This is a genomic window from Clostridium sp. YIM B02569 (assembly GCF_022320765.1).
Classification (GTDB): Bacteria; Bacillota; Clostridia; order Clostridiales; family Clostridiaceae; genus Clostridium; species Clostridium beijerinckii.
Genome location: NZ_JAKJJX010000060.1, coordinates 1 through 2,671 on the forward strand (window position 1 = coordinate 1; position 2,671 = coordinate 2,671).

The window sequence follows — 2,671 nt, forward strand, 5'->3', positions numbered from 1 at the left end:
AAACAAAATTTTTGATGTGAAGTTTTTTGGCTTGGATAACATGCAGTTAGATAGTTCAAGCGAATCCATGGACTGCAACTTATATACAAGCCAAAGGTGATGTAATTGCTGATTTACATGAAGATTTAGCTGCTGAACAAAAAGCACGAGCAACTTATGAAAATTTAATACACTTAACTGATGAACCACAAATTAAAGAAATATTAACATTCTTAAGAGAAAGAGAAGTTGTTCACTATCAAAGATTTGGTGAATGCTTAGAACACGTTCAAGATGCAATGTGCTTAAAAAAATAAGATAGCATAATTTATATATATAGGCTTATATATATAAATAAAACTGCCTCAAAATACAGTTTTGAGACAGTTTTATTATACGTATATACTTTCCTAGTAAAGGTACATATTAATAAATTGCTTAAAGCATTCTTTATGAATAAATCCCTGCTTAGGTTCTATTGTATGTAAACAAAGTTTGTTTTCACCACTATTACTATTTGTAATAGTTACTTTTTCATCTTCAACAATAGAAATTAAAATTTTTGAAAGATTAACAAAAACAATAAAAACCACTGAAATCAGTGGCTTTTATTGTTTTAAAATTCTAATTTTTATTTAAGATGATTAGTCTAAATTTTCGATACAATTTATCTATTGTAGTTCTATTATCTTTTTTATCCAATCCGGTAACTTTTCATCATTCCAAATTACTCTACCATTTCTTATACACACAATTAACTTAAATATATTAGTATTATCATAGATGTTAATTTCATCACATAACTGAATAATCTTATATAATCAAATTATCTTTTTAGCTACTGAACCACAGTAATCCTCCTATATTCATATGAAAGATGAAATTTATTATAAAAACTATAAATAAAACTATACAAATATCAAAACAATTGACATTATAATATCAAGGAAAATATAATTTTATATTTGCGCAAAAACGTGTAGAGTTAACCACTTTGAAATTACTCATTTCAAAGTGGTTTTTTATTTTAAGGAGGATTTTATGATGAAGAAATTAATTTTGAAGAACATTAGACATGCCATAACATTCAATGACAGAGAAGAAGTATTTGAAAATGTAGACATATTAATTGAAGGACCTAAAATTACTTCAATAGCTACTTGCCTTGAAGTACCTGCTGAAACCGAAATTATTGATTGTACTGGACTTGTGGCTTTGCCAGGGTTTGTAAATACCCACCACCACTTATATCAAACGCTATTTAGGGGAATAAAAGAAGTTCAAGAAAAGCCACTTTTCCCATGGCTTATTGGGCTTTATGAATTTTGGAAAAATATAACTCCAGATGCTGTATATTATGGAGGTCTAGTAGGATTTAGTGAACTTTTAAGAACTGGATGTACCTTAACTTCAGACCATCACTACGTATTTCCAAAGAACCAACCTGACACATTAATTGATGAACAAATAAGAGCAGCACAAGAAATTGGAATTCGCTTTACTGCTACAAGAGGTTCTATGTCTTTAGGTAGAGATCATGGTGGACTTCCTCCAATGTCAGTTGTTCAAGCTGAAAGTAAAATATTAGAGGATAGCGATAGACTTATAAGCAAATACCATGATACAAATGATTTTGCAATGACAAGAATAGCTCTTGCACCATGTTCACCATTTTCAGTTACCAAAGAATTAATGCTTGAAACTAAGAACTTAGCCAGAAAAAGAGGAGTTATGCTTCATACTCATCTTGCAGAAACCATTGATGAAGAGAGATTTTGTATCGAAAAATATGGAAGAAGACCCTTTGAGCTTATGGAAGATCTTGAATGGGTTGGTCCTGATGTTTGGTATGCACATGGAATACACTTTAGCGATTCAGAAATAGATAGATTGAATGGAACTGGTATTGCCCATTGTCCTTCATCAAATATGAAACTTAATAGTGGTATCTGTAGAACTTCTGAAATTTTTAAAAAAGGTGGACATATAAGTATAGCAGTTGACGGAAGTGCAAGTAACGATGGTTCGAACATGTGGGAAGAAGTTAGACGTGCGTACCTTCTAAATCATTTAAAGTATGGAACTGATGGACTCAATGCATATGAAATACTAAAGATTGCAACCAAAGGTGGTGCAGATGTTTTAGGAAGGCCTGATACTGGGAGACTTGATGTTGGAAAGGCTGCTGATATAATACTATTTGATCTTAACAAGATTGAGTATGCAGGATGCCATGATCCACTTGTTTCATTGGTATGCCTTGGAAATTCAAGCTTTACCAAAATGACTATTGTTAACGGAAAGGTAGTATCAAAAGATGGACAACTTATTACTATGAACACAGATAAAATTGGAAAGACGGCTCATAAAATTGCTGAAAATATAGTTAGAAATGAAAGATTACACAAAGGATAGTTATTCAAGATTTTTGCTTAAATTCTTATATTGATTAATTTATAGATTGTTTCATCTTTTGCAAAATGGATAGGATTAGGCCGCCAGTTATAAGAAAAATCCACGACCACCTGTAAATAGCTATTTAAGCTACATACAAATGGTCGTGTTTTTCATGTGAAGGCGAAGTGCGACCTTTGAAATTCACCATAGGCAAGTACTAGCTGAGAGTGTAAAATAGTCTGTGTAAACTTCATTAGAATGATATAATAAATTATCAAATGAAGGGAGCACAGGC

At 31.4% G+C, this 2,671-nt stretch carries 1 protein-coding gene and 1 pseudogene; both read left to right on the plus strand.

Annotated elements, in window-relative coordinates; all coding sequences use genetic code 11:
* Positions 1-62: 62 nt before the first annotated feature.
* A pseudogene (locus L3B96_RS27040) lies at positions 63-296 on the plus strand (manganese catalase family protein); the annotation flags it as partial.
* A 727-nt stretch (positions 297-1,023) separates the two neighbouring features.
* Positions 1,024-2,394 (plus strand): 8-oxoguanine deaminase, encoded by a 1,371-nt coding sequence (locus L3B96_RS27045; RefSeq protein ID WP_238949056.1) that lies wholly within the window; start codon positions 1,024-1,026, stop codon positions 2,392-2,394.
* Positions 2,395-2,671 lie beyond the last annotated feature (277 nt).